Annotated in this window: 17 protein-coding genes; 3 read left to right on the forward strand and 14 right to left on the reverse strand. The window is 47.9% G+C overall.

Annotated elements, in window-relative coordinates:
- Nucleotides 1-65: 65 nt before the first annotated feature.
- Nucleotides 66-785, reverse strand: a complete 720-nt coding sequence (gene cobB / locus P2G85_RS00530) for a Sir2 family NAD+-dependent deacetylase (RefSeq protein WP_275862154.1) — start codon at nt 783-785, stop codon at nt 66-68.
- 104 nt (nt 786-889) lie between these two features.
- Between cobB and P2G85_RS00535 the strand changes: the two genes are divergently transcribed.
- Nucleotides 890-1081 (forward strand): hypothetical protein, encoded by a 192-nt coding sequence (locus P2G85_RS00535; RefSeq protein ID WP_275862500.1) that lies wholly within the window; start codon nt 890-892, stop codon nt 1079-1081.
- A gap of 55 nt (nt 1082-1136) precedes the next feature.
- On the opposite strand, the gene P2G85_RS00540 is transcribed toward P2G85_RS00535, so the two are convergent.
- Complete coding sequence (locus tag P2G85_RS00540) at nt 1137-2357, reverse strand: ammonium transporter (protein WP_275862155.1); 1221 nt, start codon at nt 2355-2357, stop codon at nt 1137-1139.
- An 899-nt stretch (nt 2358-3256) separates the two neighbouring features.
- Here P2G85_RS00540 and P2G85_RS00545 point away from each other — a divergent pair.
- Nucleotides 3257-3478, forward strand: a complete 222-nt coding sequence (locus P2G85_RS00545) for a helix-turn-helix transcriptional regulator (RefSeq protein WP_275862156.1) — start codon at nt 3257-3259, stop codon at nt 3476-3478.
- Between the two features lie 112 nt (nt 3479-3590).
- Here P2G85_RS00545 and P2G85_RS00550 read toward each other — a convergent pair whose 3' ends face one another.
- The 9 genes from P2G85_RS00550 to P2G85_RS00590 all read right to left on the reverse strand — a co-directional run bounded on the left by P2G85_RS00550 (nt 3591) and on the right by P2G85_RS00590 (nt 12441).
- Nucleotides 3591-4007 (reverse strand): hypothetical protein, encoded by a 417-nt coding sequence (locus tag P2G85_RS00550; RefSeq protein WP_275862157.1) that lies wholly within the window; start codon nt 4005-4007, stop codon nt 3591-3593.
- Entirely contained in the window at nt 3991-5043 is a 1053-nt protein-coding gene (locus P2G85_RS00555; RefSeq protein ID WP_275862158.1) for a formate dehydrogenase subunit gamma, read from the reverse strand. Before P2G85_RS00555 ends, P2G85_RS00550 begins: the two co-directional genes overlap by 17 nt.
- A gap of 14 nt (nt 5044-5057) precedes the next feature.
- Nucleotides 5058-5666: a formate dehydrogenase FDH3 subunit beta gene (gene fdh3B, locus P2G85_RS00560; RefSeq protein ID WP_275862159.1), complete on the reverse strand. Its 609-nt coding sequence runs from the start codon at nt 5664-5666 to the stop codon at nt 5058-5060.
- A gap of 11 nt (nt 5667-5677) precedes the next feature.
- A complete protein-coding gene (locus tag P2G85_RS00565; RefSeq protein ID WP_275862160.1) occupies nt 5678-8533 on the reverse strand; it encodes a formate dehydrogenase subunit alpha in 2856 nt (951 codons plus the stop codon).
- Between the two features lie 10 nt (nt 8534-8543).
- Entirely contained in the window at nt 8544-8747 is a 204-nt protein-coding gene (locus P2G85_RS00570; protein WP_275862161.1) for a twin-arginine translocation signal domain-containing protein, read from the reverse strand.
- A 73-nt stretch (nt 8748-8820) separates the two neighbouring features.
- Nucleotides 8821-9447 (reverse strand): molecular chaperone TorD family protein, encoded by a 627-nt coding sequence (locus P2G85_RS00575; RefSeq protein WP_275862162.1) that lies wholly within the window; start codon nt 9445-9447, stop codon nt 8821-8823.
- A 9-nt stretch (nt 9448-9456) separates the two neighbouring features.
- The gene (locus P2G85_RS00580) at nt 9457-11118 is read right to left on the reverse strand and encodes a 4Fe-4S dicluster domain-containing protein (protein WP_275862163.1); all 1662 of its coding nucleotides are present in this window, start codon (nt 11116-11118) and stop codon (nt 9457-9459) included.
- A 299-nt stretch (nt 11119-11417) separates the two neighbouring features.
- The gene (locus P2G85_RS00585; RefSeq protein ID WP_275862164.1) at nt 11418-11987 is read right to left on the reverse strand and encodes a DUF3306 domain-containing protein; all 570 of its coding nucleotides are present in this window, start codon (nt 11985-11987) and stop codon (nt 11418-11420) included.
- On the reverse strand, nt 11977-12441 hold the full coding sequence (locus tag P2G85_RS00590; protein WP_275862165.1) for a DUF3305 domain-containing protein: 465 nt from the start codon (nt 12439-12441) through the stop codon (nt 11977-11979). The genes P2G85_RS00585 and P2G85_RS00590 overlap by 11 nt, the downstream gene beginning before the upstream one ends.
- 351 nt (nt 12442-12792) lie before the next feature.
- On the opposite strand from P2G85_RS00590, the gene P2G85_RS00595 reads away from it, so the two are divergent.
- Nucleotides 12793-13614: a formate dehydrogenase accessory sulfurtransferase FdhD gene (locus tag P2G85_RS00595; protein WP_275862166.1), complete on the forward strand. Its 822-nt coding sequence runs from the start codon at nt 12793-12795 to the stop codon at nt 13612-13614.
- A gap of 247 nt (nt 13615-13861) precedes the next feature.
- Here P2G85_RS00595 and P2G85_RS00600 read toward each other — a convergent pair whose 3' ends face one another.
- The 3 genes from P2G85_RS00600 to P2G85_RS00610 all read right to left on the reverse strand — a co-directional run bounded on the left by P2G85_RS00600 (nt 13862) and on the right by P2G85_RS00610 (nt 19113).
- Complete coding sequence (locus tag P2G85_RS00600) at nt 13862-15454, reverse strand: ABC-F family ATPase (RefSeq protein WP_275862167.1); 1593 nt, start codon at nt 15452-15454, stop codon at nt 13862-13864.
- A 184-nt stretch (nt 15455-15638) separates the two neighbouring features.
- Nucleotides 15639-17612 (reverse strand): cache domain-containing protein, encoded by a 1974-nt coding sequence (locus tag P2G85_RS00605; protein ID WP_275862168.1) that lies wholly within the window; start codon nt 17610-17612, stop codon nt 15639-15641.
- A gap of 52 nt (nt 17613-17664) precedes the next feature.
- The gene (locus P2G85_RS00610) at nt 17665-19113 is read right to left on the reverse strand and encodes a sigma-54 dependent transcriptional regulator (RefSeq protein WP_275862169.1); all 1449 of its coding nucleotides are present in this window, start codon (nt 19111-19113) and stop codon (nt 17665-17667) included.
- Nucleotides 19114-19231: the final 118 nt, after the last annotated feature.

Raw genomic sequence — 19231 nt, forward strand, 5'->3', positions numbered from 1 at the left:
TTATTTTTACAAAGGATCCGCTGTAACAGAGTAGTGTGCAATGAAATCAGTCTTGACACTATTGCTTAGTGTTCTAACTCCAGGATTTCCTCAACCAGCTTAGGAACCTCAATGCTGGCCTTTCCGTAGCGCTTCTCTTCAAATTCACTCTGGATTGCGCTTGGTTCTAAGTTAATTTCAATAGTATGAGCACCATGCATCTTGGCATCATGGACAAACCCCGCCGCCGGGTAAACAACACCGGATGTGCCGATAGAAATAAACAAATCGGCTTCTTCAAGCGCGGCATATATCTCCCCCATTCGCAATGGCATCTCTCCAAACCAAACAATGTGGGGTCTCATCTGGGCAGGAATCTGGCAGCAATGGCATAACTCGCCGGTTTCGATATCGCGCAGATGGTCAATAACCTGGTTAGATTCGCTGCAGCGTGCTTTGAGCAATTCGCCATGCATATGAATGACATTGGTACTCCCGCCACGCTCATGCAAATTGTCAATGTTTTGCGTAATAACCGTGACTTTTCCGCCAAGTTCCTGCTCGAGTCGGCCCAATGCTAAATGAGCAGCATTCGGTTGGATCTTCTCTTCCTGAAGTTTACGCCGGCGCTGGTTGTAGAAACTCTGGACCAGTTCCGGATCACGTTCGAAACCCTCCGGCGTCGCAACATCCTCGATACGGTGATTCTCCCACAGCCCATCCTGAGCTCGAAATGTCTGAATACCGGACTCTGCGGAAATACCCGCGCCAGTAAGTACTACAATATTTCTATAAGGAAAATTCATAACTCATCCTTGTCGTTCTTTTTCATTAGCTTAACACTGAAACTATATCAACAATAGTAATATGGATTAGACCATAGTCGAACTTACCCTTTACGAGGAAAATTATGAGAACAATCGCAATAAAATACGCGTCGGTGGCACTGGCTCTGCTGGTGACATTAACCGGCTGCCAGCTTACGCGAGTGGAAGGAAAAGTAGACGATGTAAACATCAAAGTCAGCACGGAAGACGACTACCACTCGGGCCATGGTCATTTCTGTCCTCCGGGCCAGGCCAAAAAAGGTAACTGCGATTAGAAATGCAAATGAGCGGCACCGAGCCGCTCATTGTCAGGTTAATCGTATCGCTCAATCAATCTTCATTGGTTGAAGAGATTTTGTGTATCGCCAGATCTGCCCCGTTATACTCATCTTCATCTGACAGGCGCAATCCAGTCGCGGCGTTGATAGTACCATACACCAATAGCGCCCCCAGAACAGCGATGGAAATACCCAACAAGGTACCAAGCACCTGTACAGGCAAGCTGACGCCACCAAGTCCTCCTAATGCCTGTTGGCCAAAGATACCTGCCGCAATACCGCCCCAGGCACCGCAGACTCCATGTAAAGGCCACACACCAAGCACATCATCAATCTTGGTTCTGTTTTGCAAGAAGGTAAACAAGTACACAAACAGTACGCCAGCAACCGCACCTGTTACCAATGCACCAATCGGGTGCATCAAATCAGAACCTGCACATACAGCCACCAGTCCGGCTAACGGACCATTGTGAATAAAACCCGGGTCATTTTTCCCCGCAACCAGCGAAGCAACAATGCCACCAACCATCGCCATCAGGGAGTTCATCGCGACTAAACCGCTGATACCTTCTAATGTCTGAGCGGACATCACATTAAAGCCAAACCAGCCAACACACAGTATCCAGGCACCAAGCGCCAGGAATGGAATGTTAGAAGGCGCAAAGTTGGTATGTTTCCCGGCTCTGATCCGTCCTTTACGCATACCCAGAAAGACCACGGCCACCAACGCGATCCAGCCACCAACGCCATGCACCACGACAGAGCCGGCAAAGTCGTGGAACCCTGCACCAAATTGAGCTTCAAGCCAGGTCTGAACGCCAAAGTTGCCATTCCAAATCATGCCCTCAAACAGCGGATATACCAGACCGACGGTGAAAAAAGTGGCAATCAGGATCGGGTAAAAGCGGGCCCGTTCAGCGATACCACCGGAAACAATCGCCGGAATTGCCGCTGCAAAAGTTAAAAGAAAGAAAAATTTCACCAACTCGTAGCCGTTACCTTGTGCCAGTGTCTGAGCATCGGCAAAAAAGGTTGCGTCATACGCCACCCAATAACCAATAAAGAAATAGGCCAGCGCGGATATACCAAAATCAGCCAGAATTTTTACTAAAGCATTTACTTGGTTCTTTTGGCGCACCGTTCCAACTTCCAGAAACGCAAACCCTGCGTGCATCAAAAAAACCATGATTGCTCCCAACAATAAGAACAGCGTGTCAGAACTTTGTGTCAGTGTCTGTACGGCCCCGTGTACTTGACTGGCAGTTACACTCATTATTGATTTTCTCCGTTATCATGTAGCGCACTCATCCTGTGCAACTATAATTTTTTACTCACCAACTTGGTGAAGGATTGCTATGAAGCGTCTAACACAGCAATAACTGTTCCAAATATTAATAACCGCCGCAAACAAAAGCTAAACATCTGATAATTAAGTGTAATATTAAGACATTTTGTTAACGGACGAGCAAGTGGCACCATAGACAATGCACCACTAGTGGGACTTTGCACCATACAAAGGCACGCTAATGATCAAAAAGCAGGATAACCCAACCTTGTGACCCTTAAATTTCCCATAATCTCTGTTGCAGCGGATTACCGCTCTCGTATAGACGGATCGGTCAGCGTAAACTGCTGCGAAATAGCCTGAGGCAATAAGTAACTTCAGCCGTAAACTGCTATTTTTGTTCTGGTTTTCGTTTATTTATCGCAACATTAAATACAGCCTTCTGGTTCGGGGCCACCCTGTGCAATCGGCTGTAGTGTGATGCCACCTTTGCTGGAGAAGTCGAACTGCTACTCTCGCTAGCGTGTTCACTCGCAGAATTTATCCTAAGCATGTTGTTTACTTGCTTGAATCTGTCGATGCCTTGGCCGCTGATCAGACTGGTCCGCCTGTATGATAAAGGCATGATTTTTGAGAACCAAAATGTAAGATGTCGCAAAAACTCAGCGACTTACTGATCTCAATACCTTTAGTTGAGATAATCCTGAGTATACTGCTTCAGTTCTCATTAACGTATAACAGTGATGAGTGGTATTTCGGGGTTTCAGTTACAAATACAAGCATCACGATGATGTTTATCGAATTGGTTGTACGTGTAATTTCAGTTGTCATAGAGCGAGCAACAAAGCTCCATGAAGACAATGAACTGACTATTTAACGGGAAGGCTATGGCTATTGTGATCAATCTTGATGTGATGTTGGCAAAAAGGAAGATGCGTTCAAACGAGTTAGCCAAACTCGTAGGCATTACAGAGCAGAACTTGTCAATTTTGAAAAATGGCCGGGCAAAAGCGGTAAAGCTGGCAACGCTAAACGCTATCTGCAAACACTTAGACTGCCAACCGGGAGATATACTGGAATACGCACCAAGTGAAGAAGATCCGATTTAATTATCTGTTTCAGTATCTGCCGTAAAAATACTATCAGCGCATATTTCTCGTATTTTGGCCGTTTAACATATGAAAAAGCCCCTAATGGTTGGGGCTTTCATTATATTGAATATTACAAGTTAGGCCCGGTAGAAGGCCGGTGTGGCTCATTGTTACGCAATTGCCGTATTCCCTGACTCATACGGATAAACCAGACTACAATGGCCAGTGCAGCAAACAGCATGCCGACCCACGGTATGAAATAGGCAACAGTATCGAGCAATGTACTTTGTATCCAGTAATCACTCACACCAATTAACACACCGTTGGAAGTCGCCACAGTGACAATTAGGACAACAAAGAATGTCAGATATAGAAAGAATGTACGGATCAAACCGTAATAGTGCGAGTTTACAACCTCACTATCTTCTCCTTTATCAAGCCGGTAGCCGGCATAAATAATGGCAGCTACGCCAGATAGCAGGAAAGTAAACGGTGTCAGACAACTCAAGATATATGCAACCCAAATGCCGTTATGATGTTTGTTCATTTGCGTGCCCTCCTCTCGCTTGTGACGTTTTATCACCCAGGTCTTCTATTGCACCTTTTTCTTTCATCTCTTCATACCACAGGTCGTGGTGCTCATTCGCCCAGGTTTCATCGACCTTACCCGTAACCATGCCTTCCAACGCCCCTTCCATCCCGAAGAGACCGATGTAGATATGAAAGATAAATCCACAAATCAGAATCAACGCTGAAAACATGTGAACCAGGTTAGACAGTTCCATATCACGACGCGTTTGGCCGAAAATCGGGAAATCCAGAACCAAACCACTGACCGCAGCAATCGCACCGAAAAAGATCAACAGCCAGTAAATCGCCTTCTCACCGCCATTCGAAAAACCTGCTGATGGGTGGGTACCCTTGTACTTACCAACCATACCGCCCATTTTCATAAACCAACGAATGTCAGTCATGTTAGGAATAGATTTGCGCCACCATTTCAGCAGAACAAACATCAGTAAGATGAAGAACAGCGGCCCCATGTAGTTGTGATACTGCTTCGCCAGCATCACGATGAAGCCCCAAAACTCAGTAGGTACATACGGTTTCAAAAAGTGCTTACCGTACACCAGCATCAAACCACTGAACGCCAGGGTCAAAAAGGTAAACGCCATGCTCCAGTGAAGTGCGCGATCCAGGCGAGACCAGCGTTTCAGCTTTTTGCCGGTACGTGGCTTACTTAGCATCAGAGGACCAACAACCAGGTAAGCCATGATTACCATTGCGATACTGCCGAAAATAGCGACAGCACCGGCGGGAGACATCCATTTCTCTTTAAGAATGTACCAAGTCTCACCCGGCGTACTGATCAGTACGCCGTGTTCCGCTGATTTCGACGTGGTATAGCCTTCCTGCCCCTCTTTGACCTGACGCCAGAACTCCGCACCTGCGAGTTGAGTCATCTCCTGCTGTACCGCTGGTGACACCTCTTGTTGTGCAGACGCTGGCGTTACGAAGGTCAACAGCAATACTGTCATCAATGACAGCATTGCAAGAAACGCACGTTTAAGAGTGTTTAACATGTGTCTCTCCTGAGTTAACTTTTGGTTGCGTCGTAAGAAAGATCGTTGCCGTCTGTCCAGCCCGCATTCTTCGCTCCACGTTCGACCACGCGCTGACGGAAAATTTCAGAGACTTTTTCCGCATCGCCAGCCAACAATGCCTTGGTAGAACACAAAGAAGCACACATCGGCAGCTTGCCTTCAGCAATACGGTTGGCACCGTATTTCTGGCGCTCTTCAACCGAACCAGGCTCAGTTTCAGGGCCACCGGCACAGAAGGTACATTTGTCCATTTTACCGCGTTCACCAAAAGCAGCTTGTTTAGGGAACTGAGGGGCACCAAACGGACAGGCAAACAGACAATAACCGCAGCCAATACACAGATCTTTATTATGAAGAACGATGCCATCTTCGGTATGCTCAAAACAGTCCGCAGGACACACCGCCATACACGGCGCGTCGGTACAATGCATACAAGCTACAGAGATTGAGTTTTCACCCGGCTCGCCATCGTTCAGTGTTACGACGCGGCGGCGTTGAATACCCCACTCCAGAGCATCATCATTTTCGTTCTTACATGCAGTGACACAGCCATTACACTCAATGCAGCGTTTGGTGTCACAAAGGAATTTCATTCTAGCCATTTACGGACTCCTTACGCTTTGCGAATGTTACATAGGGTGACTTTGGTTTCCTGCATTTGAGTCACAGGATCATAACCGTACGTCGTGGCCGTGTTGGCGGCTTCCCCAATCACATAAGGGTCACAACCTTCCGGATATTTGCTACGCAGGTCTTCCCCTTCAAACTTTCCGCCAAAGTGGAATGGAATGAATGCCAGACCCGGTTTCACGCGACGTGTTACCAAAGCTTTGACTTTGATGCGCCCTTTTTCCGCGCCTTCAACCCAAACGTCGTCGCCATCTTTGAAACCGAGATCGTTAGCATCTTTCGGGTTTACCTCAACAAACATTTCTTGCTGAAGCTCAGCCAGCCAAGGGTTAGAACGGGTTTCTTCACCACCACCCTCATACTCAACCAAACGACCGGAAGTCAGCACAATCGGATATTCACCCGACTTGTCTTGGGCCTGGATAGATTTATACAAAGTCGGCAGGCGGTAGATTGACTCACTGTCGTCCCACGTCGGGTAATCTGTCACAAGGTCACGTCGTGGAGTGTACAGCGGTTCACGGTGCAGAGGCACGCGATCCGGGAAAGTCCAGACAACCGCACGCGCTTTAGCATTACCATATGGAATACAGCCATGCTTGATGGCTACACGCTGGATACCACCGGAAAGGTCGGTTTTCCAGTTTTTACCTTCGGCCAAAGACTGCTCCTCAGGGGTCAGATCATCCCACCAACCAAGTTGTTTCAATAACTTAGAGCTAAACTCCGGATAACCATCTTCCAACTCACAACCCAGTGAGTAGCTGTCTTCAGCCAGCAGGCTCTTGCCTTCAAATTCCACCCCGAAGCGGGCGCGGAAGTTACCGCCACCAAGTGCGACAGGTTTAGACGTATCATAAAGAATGTGTGTACCCGGATGCTTCATTTCCGGTGTACCCCAACACGGCCAAGGCAGACCATAAGTTTCGCCATGGATCGGGCCGCCTTCGGCTGCCAGGGTGGTCTTGTGGAACGTATGCCAGTTTTGTTGGTGGGCTTTTATGCGCTCCGGACTCTGGCCGGTGTAACCGATGGTCCACATACCACGGTTAAATTCGCGGGTAATGTCTTCGATGACCGGTTGATTGTTTTCAATCCGCACGTTCTTAAACAACTGGTCAGCAAAACCGAGTTTTTTAGTTAGCAGATACATGATTTCATGATCCGGTTTCGACTCAAACAGCGGTTCAATCACCTGATCACGCCATTGGATAGAGCGGTTTGACGCCGTCACACTACCATAGGTCTCAAACTGTGTGGTCGCCGGCAACAGGTAAACACCATCGGTACGATCATTCATCACAGAAGCAACGGTCGGATATGGATCAACGATCACCATCATATCCAGTTTTTGCATCGCCTTTTTCATTTCTGGTCCACGGGTTTGCGAGTTCACCGCGTGGCCCCAATAAAACATCGCACGAATGTTATCGTTTTGCTCAATGTTGTCTTTGTTTTCCAGTACACCATCGATCCAACGGGATACCGGAATCCCCATGTTGTTCATCGGCTTTTTGCCACGGTACTGTTTCTGATCAAAACGGTTTGTTAACCATTCATAGTCAACATCCCAAACTTTCGCCCAGTGTTTCCATGAACCTTCGGCCAGGCCGTAGTAGCCAGGTAAGGTATGTGACAGTACGCCTAAGTCTGTTGCCCCTTGAACGTTGTCATGACCACGGAAGATATTGGCACCACCACCCGACTGGCCCATATTGCCCAGAGCTAGTTCCAGTACGCAGTAAGCACGCGTATTGTTGTTACCGGTAGTGTGCTGAGTACCACCCATACACCATACCACGCAACCAGGGCGGTTTTCGGACAGCAATTTGGCAGTCTGATATACTTCCTTTTCGCTTACACCGGTGACACGCTCCACTTCTGCCGGCGTCCATTTCGCCACCTCAGCGCGGATTTCATCCATACCGAAAACACGCTGGCGAATAAACTCTTTATCTTCCCATTGGTTAGCAAATACGTGCCACAGAACACCCCAGATAAACGCCACATCGGTACCCGGACGAAGTGACACATAGTGATCGGATTTTGCCGCAGTACGGGTACGACGAGGATCGGCCACAACAATCTTGCAGTTATTTTTTTCTTTCGCGATCAGAATATGCTGCATGGCAACCGGATGCGCTTCCGCCGGGTTTGAACCAATAAACAGGATCGACTTACAGTTGTGCATGTCGTTAAAAGAGTTGGTCATGGCCCCGTAACCCCAGGTATTCGCTACCCCGGATACCGTCGTGGAGTGACAAATACGCGCCTGGTGATCGACGTTGTTGGTCCCCCACATTGAGGCCATTTTACGGAACGTGTAGGCCTGTTCGTTGTTGTGTTTCGCACTACCCAGCCAGTAAACCGAATCTGGACCCGATTCTTTACGGATCTCCAGCGTTTTATTACCAATCTCTTCGATCGCCTGCTCCCAGGAAAGCTTCTTCCACTTACCGTTTTCCAGCTTCATCGGGTATTTCAGGCGACGCTCACCGTGGCCATGTTCACGCAGTGCTGCGCCTTTCGCACAGTGGCCACCAGCGTTAAACGGGTGATCGAAAGCAGGCTCCTGCCCGGTCCATACGCCATTTTGAACCTCTGCATAAATACCACAGCCCACCGAACAGTGAGAACAGATGGTACGCTTCACTTCCGTTTTGGCGTCCGGGTCGACTGATTTCGCCTGAGCTTTCTTCATCATACCCGGTGCAAAAAGGCCAGCACCAACCACAGCACCACCAGCAGCAAGCGAGGTGTTTTTCATGAAGGCACGGCGAGATACGCCAAGCTGGTTTTGCTCTTTGCTCACACTGTCGGAGCGTTTGACAAGTTTCATCCGTTATCTCCTAAAGTGTGTCGTAGTAATCACGAATATGTTGCGTTTCACGGTAGCCTTGCTTCTTCACGTCTTTTTTAGAAGGCTCAACCGATTCTGAAGCGCTTGCCACTTTCGTTGTTCCAGCGACAACAGCACCCGCTACAGCGGCCGTTGTTAAGCCTTTCAGGAGTTGCCTGCGGCTTGTGTTTATTTCTTTATTATCTTGTTTCATCTTTGCTTCCTTACCTTACGGTAGCTCTTGGGAGGCTCATGCCCCTCTATCGATATGATTAACGGCTGCACGATCACTCGTAATCAGCAACGTTTTTCACATCAATTTTTAATTGGTGCTTACTGCTTTTGGTATTGACACTGAAACGCACTTGCTCCAACGTTAAAAACGCATCACACAGTTGTGCCGCCGGCTTGTAAAAGTTTGCGCTCTCTGCGTTTTCAAGCTGACGGGTGAACAAACCAAACCAAGGCGCGATATGTTTGTTAAATACCGCTTGTTGCAGTTCTTCTGCCTCTCCCATAAGCATCGACATCACCTCACACAGTGCAGAGATGTGATCTTCCGGCTCTTTGACTTGCTCATCACGTTCAATGCCGAGCAGCTCCAAATCCCGGCGAATTTCCGCCAATGGCTTTTCCATTAGTGCGCCGGTACGATGCCATGAGCCAAATGGCATCACTTCACCGCGGCCGATGCCAATAAACAGATCCTGATATTCCTCTTCCAGTGCTTGCTGATTAGCTTCGACTGCTGCTTGCTGAAGAGCGATCCAGGCTTGCTGCATTGCGCTCTCAGAAGGCTCGACTTCTAACGCTCTGAGAAACTCAATTATCTCTTCGCCCGGAGCGCTACGAAAAAGCGCTGAGAGAACCAGGTAAATTTCGGTTCTCAGTGTTTGTTCTTGTTGGATATCCACTGCGAGCTCCTAGTATTTGAGTTGTTTGGTTGGATCATCAGCCATCATTTCGAACATATCGATGACTCGGCAGTCTTCGCACATCGCAATGCGATTAATCGCCGCTTGCTCCGTGAAATGCGAGTGACCCCGTAACTTACTTTGTAACATTTCAATCATCGCCTGAGGCGCAAAAGGCTTATGACAACGCATACACTCAGCGGCTTTTTCTTCATGAATCACAACCGCTTGCTGACGCTGCTCTTTTACCCAGTTCATGCGTGGCATCAATGTCAGCGCCTTTTCCGGGCACGCCTTGTCACACAAACCACATTGAATGCAGTCTTGTTCAACAAACTTAAGTGATGGGGAGTCCCCGTCGGTATGCAAAGCCCGTGTCGGACACACGGCGACACAACTCATGCATAAGGTACAGTCCTTACTCTGACAAGAAACCGTGCCATAAGGGGCATTGGCCGGCAGTTCGACCACGTTTTCAACCGGGATCCGCGACGCTGCCATTGCATCCAGAGCGCTGAACAGACGTTGGCGTTTATTACCCTGCAAATCACCCAGCGCAAGGTCAAATGAATCGGTGCAAAGGACCGGTGGAGCTTCACGCAGTGATTCCAGGTACAGGATGTCGACGGTTTCTTTCGCGATACCCAGCTGATCAAGCAGCTCCTGTGCGATCCCGACTTCGCTATTAAGAACACGAATGATGGTTTGCGGCATAAAGCGAGAAGCAGCGAACAGTACTTGGGTGGCACCATTCACCAAAGCAGCAAACCAGGTATCAATACCAATTGAAGGAAGCTCTTCGACGACAACAGGAATAACATTATCCGGCAGCGCTTTCAGTGCCATTACGTTGTAGCTCTCATGGCGTGAGCTGCAAATCAAAACAATAGGATCAACGCCACCGGCTTGTTCATAGTTCGCCAGCGTACGTTCGATGAATTTTTGCGTCTCTTGCGGGTTAGGCAGCGCGTAATGGATCGCCTCTGTCGGACAGGCGGTTGCACATGTCCCTACCCCCTGACACAGGTAAGGGTTGATTTCAATCCGGTGGCCGGTTTTGTCATTGCCTTCGCTGGACAACGCTCCGGCAGGACAGGCATCAACACAACGATCACACCCTTTTACCCCGCGCGAGCTGTGGGCACAAAGATCAGTGTCCAGCCGGAAAAACTTCGGTTTATCGAACGTCCCCATCAGCGTCGGGATCTCCTCCAGCGCTTCAGCGAGTTTGGGATAACCGCGTCCTACCGGATAATAACCCGGCACCGGAACCTCTTCAGACATACAACTGCTCAGGCAAAGATCGAGCACCACATCAAAACAATCGTGGTTTATTGCAACTTTCGCTAAATTACTCGTCTTGCCATGGCTCTCAATCAGGACTTCAAACGTTCCAAGGAAGCCGGATACCCGAACAGAGTTCGCGTAATACAGTGCCGGATGGGCACCTTTCTCCCCATCAGTAGAGAGTAAGGTTAAACTGGACATTTCTTCGAGCTGGCCAGCCGCACTTTCAATGATCGCCGTCGGACCAACAATAAGGATATGTCCGCCACTCTCGTAACTGACAGTCGGCGGGATCAAGTTCGTTAGTTCTACGGTATTTTCAAACGCGTACAGTCGCGCTTTACCGTTGGGGGAAGTTGCTTGTTGTAATAGTTGTTTCAACATTGCTCATGTCCATTCATGCATATGGATAATTTCGCCATCTTTCAGTGTAGCCTGTGCAGACTTATCTGCTGAAGCAGATCTCAACGACTGAATTCCAACGAGCGCCAGACTTCTGTGATTGGTGTTAATCACGACTTAATCAAATCGGCCTTACACAACCAATTGCAAATAACGGGCCACTTTTAATATCCATATAAATCAATGACTTTGACTGAAATTAGCCTTTTTGACGGTACAAAAAAACCGATTGAGACAATTTGTCCCAGTCGGTTTTTAATCAGTTAGTCAAAATGTACCTATTATTTATGTGGTCTATTTTGTCCCACGTTTTCGTTATTGGTGGTACTTTCCTCTCGCACTGGATGGATATCCAGCTCCTCTGCTATTTCTGCCTTTTTGACTGACTCATCATCATCATCGGAACTGTGTTCTGCAGACGGTTCAGCATCGTTTGACTCCTCGTGCTCTTCCGGCTCTTCCTGTATCCAGTCACGTAGCTTTTCTGCTACCTCGGCGGACAAACTTTTAACCTGACTATAATCGTGATCATAATCATTCAAGCCATCCAGCTCGTTAAACTCCGGTGAGAGAAACAGTTTTCTCAAAGCGGCTTTTTTGACACTCGCTTTGGCCCCTGAAGCCAGCAGAGCGGCTACTGATATCCCTTCAGAATCAGCGACCTGAGGATTATCAGCGACTGAGGGAGATTGCGTATCTTGCGCTGGTACACCATGTTCACCACCGGTCACGGCCTCAGCCGGCGACGGTTCTGCTACGACGACCTCGGCATTTTTACCTGAGTCCGGTTTTCCATCGTCCTGGCCTTTTAGCTTTCTCGCTGACCAGCGCTCAAAAAAGTTACTTGCCACTTGCTCTACCCGCTCCTTTACGTTTCTTGCGTCGAACTTCCAACAGCTCACCATTGCGGCCGATAAAGGCTTCCATCCAGGCCTGGACAGGCAATGGCATACCTGCGGATAACACCAAGTAATCACCATCCATGTATTGCCCGGCGACGTTCTGAGATGCGGTTAACAGCAGAAGGTTAGGCATTTCATCCGTGTCATTATTTTCCATTACCAGAAACAACTTAGGTTGCTGTGAGCTCAAATTAAACCGGTAATCAGTGCGTTCGTCCCGATACAGTTCAAGCAGGCATCTGTTTTCTGTATCATCTTGCGGAGAAAGGTTAAATCCATTCAACTGCCACTGGGTTATCGCCCAAACTCCACGGCTGATGTGCTGTTCCACTAATTCACATGCCATTGGCCACAACTGTTCAGATTTATGGTGAAGATGGGTATTTGATTCATGGTTAGACATAACGTACCTGCTTTATTGGTTATGCAGACTTACCCATGGTCGATAGATCGGTAAGACATTTTGACTGTGATATCTTTTACTTTCCGTGTATAAAGCAATAACTGAGCCAATCTCAATTGATACGCTTTAATCACAAGGCCTGGTCATTACTACGGTCGTAGTGACAGCGGGCTAAGCCAGCAATTATCTCAGCCAGACTGAGAATCACAGTATTTTTACTGCGTATTACTATGTTGGAATAAGATTTGCAGAGAATCAGGAAAATAGCAAAATTCGGAGTTTGCTGCTGTTGGTTCAGCGCCTTGAACAACTCCGCCTTAACTCACTCTGTTCACCAATCAGGAAATGACTGTGGTAAAACCTAATATTATTAAAACCAGTGACAATCCCCTGCAAACTATCGAAGTCGAAGTGTTCGATGAATACGGTGAGAAGCTATCCAAGCAAATCGCCTGTGAACGTCCGCTTACTGTGATGTTGAACTGGAAAGAAGTGGTGACTTTAATGACATTAGGCTCGCGTCCTGAAGCACTGGTGTTAGGTTACCTGAAAAACCAGAGTTTTTTGTCTGATCCAGCGGCGATTGAGTCCGTGATCATTGATTGGGAAACCCACTCCGCCGCCGTAATTACCCAGGAAAACACCGAACATTTAGAAGACGCCCTGAAGAAAAAGACCGTCACCTCAGGTTGCGGCCAGGGCACGATGTACGGCAATGTTATGAAACAATTAGAGCACTATCAGGTACCTCAAGTCGCGCTTAAACAATCTCAGGTATACGCCGCGCTAGAAGCGTTAACTCATTACAACGATACCTACAAAAAAGCAGGCGCGGTGCATGGTTGTGCGGTTTGTAAAGATAATGAAGTGCTGTCGTTTGTGGAAGATGTTGGCCGTCACAACGCGGTAGACACCCTGGCCGGGGAAATGTGGTTAAATCAGGAAACTGGTGAAGACAAAATCTTTTATACCACCGGCCGTCTGACATCAGAGATGGTGATTAAAGTCGCGCAAATGGGTATCCCTGTTCTGCTATCCCGCTCCGGCGTCACACAAATGGGGCTGGATCTCGCTAAGAAATTTGGTATTACCACCATTGCTCGCGCAAAAGGCTTGCGCTTTCAGGTGTTTACCGGCGCAGAAAAAATCACCTTTGACGTCAAGGGTAATTAGTAACAACTTGCAACCTGGCCAGATGACATATACTTGAAGTATCGATGCTCATTCACAAAGGATGTGAACCATGAATAACGATCTTCTGTGGGACTTTCTCCTGACACCCAGCGGTATTCTTTTATCGATGTGCATTACATTCGGGCTGGTTGGAATTTATGTTTATCTGACGGATCAGTTTGAGGATTAGTACCGATATAAAAAAAGACCTCTATATGAGGTCTTTTTTATTTATTCTGGAAAGGGATTAACCTTCAATACCACGAGATTTTAGGAACTCTGAGTAAGTGCCCTTAAAGTCCGTGATTTTGCCATCGCAGATTTCGATGATGCGAGTTGCCAGTGAGTCTACAAATACACGATCATGAGATACGAAGAACAATGTGCCTTTATATTGCTCAAGCGCGGTGTTGAGTGATTCGATCGATTCCATGTCCATGTGGTTGGTTGGTTCGTCCATTAGCAGCATGTTTGGCTTGTGCATCATCAGTTTACCAAGCAGCATGCGCCCCTGTTCGCCACCAGACAGTACTTTTACTGACTTTTTGATATCATCCTGACCAAACAGCATACGCCCCAAGAAGCTACGAACCACTTGCTCGTCGTCGCCTTCTTGGCGCCATTGGCCCATCCAATCTGTCAGGTTCATCTCTTGTTCAAAGTCATGGGCGTGATCTTGCGCGTAGTAACCGATATTTGCGTTTTCAGACCACTTGAACTCACCTGTACGTGGTTCTAGTACACCAGCAAGCGTGTTCAGTAGGGTTGTTTTACCCACACCGTTCTCACCGATGATTGCAACGCGCTCACCCACTTCAAAAATCGCATTGAAGTCTGCAAACAGGTCGTCTTCAAAACCTTGGCTTAGGTTCTCAACAATCAGAGCGTTACGGAACAGTTCTTTAGATTGTTCAAAACGAATAAATGGGTTTTGACGGCTAGACGCTTTCACTTCGTCCAGTTTGATCTTGTCGATTTGCTTCGCCCGAGATGTCGCTTGTTTTGCTTTCGATGCGTTTGCAGAGAAACGTGCAACGAAGGTTTGTAGCTCAGCAATTTGTGCTTTCTTCTTCGCGTTGTCGTTTAGCAGACGTTCACGAGCTTGAGAAGCGGCTGTCATGTACTCGTCGTAGTTACCTGGGTAAACACGTAGCTCACCATAATCCAAATCAGCCATGTGCGTACATACTGAGTTTAGGAAGTGACGGTCGTGCGAGATGATGATCATTGTGCAATTACGCGCGTTTAGCGTGTCTTCCAACCAACGGATAGTGTCCATATCCAAGTTGTTGGTTGGTTCGTCCAGCAGCATAACGTCTGGATCTGCAAACAGAACCTGCGCCAAAAGCACACGAAGTTTCCAGCCGGGTGCGACTTCGCTCATCAGGCCGAAGTGTTGCTCCATAGGGATACCTACCGCAAGAAGAAGCTCGCCCGCTTTTGCTTCTGCCATGTAACCATCCATTTCCGCGAACTGAACTTCAAGATCAGCCACTTTCATGCCATCTTCTTCGCTCATTTCTGCAAGCGAGTAGATCCGGTCACGTTCTTGCTTCACTTCCCATAGTTCTTTATGCCCCATGATTACTGTGTCGATTACAGTAAATTCTTCGTACGCGAACTGGTCCTGATTAAGCTTGGCCACGCGCTCGTTTGGATCGTAGCTCACGTTACCACTGGTTTGTTCTAGCTCACCACTGAGGATTTTCATAAAGGTTGATTTACCACAACCGTTAGCCCCGATTAAGCCATAGCGGTTACCTTCGCCGAACTTAACTGAGATGTTTTCAAATAACGGCTTCGCGCCAAATTGTTGAGTAATATTTGCTGTGGAAATCAAATTCTTTACCTTAGGAGTGGAAATTTATTGAGAAAAAACCGCGCAACGTTACTGCGTAAGGCAACACACTGCAAGTGTTGTTTGAATTTATTGCTAATAAAAAACCACATAGCCTGGTGTCGTTTCACCAAAAACAAAATAGGCCAGTGATAATACTGGCCTATTTTAAGTTAACAATCAGACACTAAGCGATATTAGTAACCTGCAGGTAAAGCTCGGCTTTGTTGGGTAAATAGATGCTGAACGTACTGCCTTTACCCCACTCCGATTGGGCTTTAAGTTCTCCGCCGGTTTGGCTGAGAATACTTTGCGAAACAGACAACCCCAACCCGGTACCATCACGTTTGGTGGTATAAAACGGTGAAAAAATCCGGCTCAGGTTCTCCGGCTTGATCCCGCAGCCTTGGTCGCGGACATGAATAACGGCCCCTTTTACCCGGTCGGATTCTATCCAGTCCTCACTCGAAATGGTCAGCTTTCCTTTTCCGTCCATGGCGTGAATGCCATTCATCTGTAAGTTCACGAGTATTTGCAGTAAATGGTGGCGATTGACCTCTACGGGCGTTTGTGCGCGCAAATCGGTCACAAACTCCACATCCCGTTTTTTTGTCCCGGTTTTTACCAGAGTAATGCTTTCGTCGATGATAGGGTTGACGTGTTGCCAGGTAATTTCGTCTTGTACTCCACCCTGACGACTGTATTGCAGCAGGCTACGGGTAATATTTCTCACCCGATCTATTTGAGCGTGAATAGCCTCGATCTCATCCTTTACACGGTCGGCATCTGAACCCAATTCAAACTGGATCAGCTCCACATTGCCCAGGATCACCGCCGTCGGGTTATTAATTTCATGAGCAATCCCGGCCGTCAGTTCACCAAGAGCGGCCAGCTTTTCATGAATGACCAGCTTATCGCGGGTTTGGTTAAGCAGCTTTATGTGCAGTTCGAGTTGTTCAGTTTTTTCCTTTAAGCTCGCAGTGCGCTCTTGGACTTTGCATTCCAACTCTATCGCCGCCTGCCTTAGCTCAAGTTTTCGCTCTTCCAGGGCATCAAGCATATTATCGAACTGCCTGGCCAACTGTGCCAGTTCATGTCGTTCATCTAAACCTAACGGGCCAATACGCTGGTCTTTCCCCAACTGAACCAGTTTAACCACTTTGTGAATCCGCTCGATCGGCTGAAACAGATCTCGTGATCCCCGGTAAACCGTGATACCAGATACCAGCAATACCAAAAAGGTCATAACGCTGATTTCAGCAATGTTAGTCATGTAGGCTTTGACAAAAGGCCACATTAAATAACCGGTGTAGAGCATCCCAATGACATTGTCATCCTGATCTTTAATCGGCTGATAAGCCGTGATATACCAGGCGTCATAAACATACGCACGATCAACCCACTGCTGACTCTGTTCCAGCACCGCCTGTTGAACTTCGTCACTCACGCGTGTACCCAACGCACGTCCAACACGTTGATCACTGTTTAACGGAACATTAGTGCTGATACGCAAATCGTCCAGAAAAACGGTCAATGTCCCTACCGGGCGTAAAGCGTCACCTTCGCCGGTATAAATCAGATCACGAATTTGGTCCACTAATACCGTGCTGTTATTCAGCAGCAGTCCGCCGTCGAGAAAACCCATCAGATCTTGGCTTGGGCTGTAAACCGCTACTACCGTTCTACTGACTAAGCCTCGCTGCTCCACCTCGCCGGTCGCTAGTATCGGAACTTCAGCACGCTTTGCAATTTCAGGATCTAACTGCTGCAGTTCTTGTGGGCTCAAAACATCAAAAAACGACTCACGTTTCGTCAACGCTACGAACTCAGCTCTGTTTTCGATGGCGTCGACGCGGTGAAAATTGAGAAAATCGAGTTTATAGCGCTGTTTTTGCCCGGAAACCCAACTTTGTAACTGCGATTGCTCCTGTTCGATACGAACCCTGAAATCATAAGACTCAGAGAACGCCTTAACATAGTTCGCCTGTTTTTGTTGTAACAGGGTGACACTGTTGTTCGCGACCCCAAGCCGTTCCGATACATCCAACAACGAATTTTGCCAGTTGTAATGTATCGACCAATAAATAGTGATACCGATTAAGGCCAGCAACGTCAGAAAAATCGGAGCTGAAGTCAGGACCAGCAGCCGATACCGCACCATAGTCCGAAAAAGATATCCCCACCTCGCGAGGCCGATACGTTGAAGCCAGCGATTAAGCATCATCAGGCCCCTCGGTCTCCCACTCTTTGTATTTTCTCTCCAGCGTTTTACGCGCGACTCCAAGATCGCGCGCGGCGGCTGATTTGTTGCCCTCATGCAGGTTAACCAGTTGCTGGATGTGCGCTTTTTCGACTTCTTTCAAGGTCCAGTTGTTCGGATAACCTTCACCAGAAAACTCTATTTCTTCAGGGAAAGATGGCACCTCCGGCGTATTTGATACCGTAATCGATACGTTAGGCATTGAGTGCCCGCCATTAAGCTCCCGCCAGTAATGCGCCGGTGGTTTACCCAGCAGAATGCATCGTTCGATAAGATTTTTAAGCTCACGGACATTCCCCGGCCACTGGTATTCACTCATGGCCTCCATATCTTCATGGGCCCATTTCAGGTTTGGCATACCAAGCTCCTGAGTAAGTATGCGGCTAAAATGGGGTACCAATTCCAACAAGTCGGCTTTTCGCTCACGCAGGGGGGAAACCTCGATTCTTAGCACATTGAGCCGGTAAAACAGATCACTACGGAAGTTCCCTTTCGCGACTTCATCTTGCAGATTACGGTTGGTCGCAGCAACGACACGTACATCGACACTGATCTCTTTTTCAGACCCTACCGGACGAATCGTGCGCTGTTCTAACACCCGCAACAATGCCGACTGCATCGTTAACGGCATTTCACCAATTTCATCAAGAAATAGCGTCCCGCCATTGGCCACGCGAAAAAGACCTTCACGAGATTTTTTTGCACCGGTAAACGCACCAGATGTATGACCAAATAACTCACTTTCCAGTAACTCAGGCGCAATCGCCCCACAATTAAGTGGAACAAAAGGACCACTGCGACCACTCGCTTGATGAATGCCACGAGCAACCAGTTCTTTGCCAACACCGGACTCCCCTTCAACCAAAACGGAGGCCCGTGATGGTGCAAACTGGGTAATCAGTTGCTTTAATTGGCGGGTTTTCTCTGAACCACCAATGATTTCCGATGTATGGTGACGCTGATAATCGCGTTTCATTGCGTATTGCATCCGTTCATTGAGGCGGCGATCCATACAACGCTTCACGGCCTGTAGCATCTGTTGCAAATTGAACGGCTTTAAAATGAAATCCGATGCGCCTAATTGCAGTGCCCGGATGGCGGTCTCAAGATCGGCATAACCGGTCATAAATATAACATCAGCCCGCTTACCTTCATCGGTAAACGCTTCTTCCCATTCGATGCCCGAGCGCCCCGGCAAGTTGATATCCAGTAAGATCAAGTCGTAATGACCGGCATTTCGTAATGCTTCCGCCTCCTCGATACTGCCAGCGGTATCAACATGAGAAAACAGTTTACCGAGTGCTTTCTTTAGTATCGCTTGCATGCCCGGCTCATCGTCAACAACCAATACCGAGAATGCATTATATTGTGGGTTTGTACCAATATGGGTTTGAGTAGACATAATTACCCCAGTTTGTGCCGGATGGGACAGAGTGTACCAAGTTTTGCTTCAATCACCCTACAAAATGTGCGACATTTTGTACCAACCTGCACTTCCATGCAAATAAGTGTATGATATC

It is taken from the genome of Vibrio sp. CAU 1672, assembly GCF_029223195.1.
GTDB lineage: Bacteria > Pseudomonadota > Gammaproteobacteria > Enterobacterales > Vibrionaceae > Vibrio.